This is a genomic window from Massilia sp. CT11-108 (genome assembly GCF_047302915.1).
Lineage (GTDB): Bacteria > Pseudomonadota > Gammaproteobacteria > Burkholderiales > Burkholderiaceae_D > Telluria > Telluria orientalis.
This window is the reverse complement of the sequence record NZ_JBKYMO010001097.1, coordinates 1-731: the sequence shown is the minus strand read 5'-3', so window position 1 is coordinate 731 and position 731 is coordinate 1. Positions and strand designations below refer to the sequence as shown.

General features: G+C 72.6%; 1 protein-coding gene. It reads left to right on the top strand.

The genetic code is table 11. The features are described from left to right. Positions 1 to 84: 84 nt before the first annotated feature. Entirely contained in the window at positions 85 to 693 is a 609-nt protein-coding gene (locus ACEN88_RS33370; RefSeq protein ID WP_413346617.1) for an MFS transporter, read from the top strand. Positions 694 to 731: the final 38 nt, after the last annotated feature.

Here is a 731-nt window from a genome sequence, read left to right as displayed (position 1 = left end):
CTCGCGCGGTTGTCCGTCGCCGCGGCCGCGCCTGGGTAATGTCCCTGATGCGGTCGGGGTGCGCGCCGTGCTAGGCTGTCCGCCATGAAGAACGCCCTCCTGATCGCGACCGCCTGCCTGCTCGGACTGTTGTCCACGACCGGCGCGTCGCTCCCTTATCCCATCCTGCCGCCGCTGTTCGTAAACGGCGCGCCGGACAGCCTGACGCACTTCCTCGGCCTGCCGCCCAAGCTGCTGTTCGCGCTGGCGCTGATGGTCAACCCGATCGGCCTGCTGCTGGGCACCGCCGTGCTCGGGTCGCTGTCGGACCGCTACGGCCGCCGGCCGCTGCTGCTGGTGACGGCCGTCGGCGCCGCCATCGGCCACGTGCTGACGGCGTGGGCGCTGGCGCGCCGCTCGTATCCGCTGTTCCTCGTCGCCCGCTTCGGCACCGGCCTGCTGGAGGGTCACAGCGCGATCGTGCGCGCGATGCTCGCGGACCGGCTGCAAGGCCCGCTGCGCAATCACGCGCTGTCGTGGCTGAACGGTGCGCTGCACCTGGGCTGGCTGGTCGGGCCGCTGCTGGCCGGGTTCACGATCGCGTGGGGCCTCACGGTGCCGTTCTACATCGCCGCGGGCGCTCTGCTGCTGGGCGCGGCGCTCGTCGGCGCCGCTACCCGCGAGATCATCTGGGCCGAGGGCGCGGCCGCATAGAACAACCGCGCCCGGAAGGGCGCGGCGGCGTTGGACAA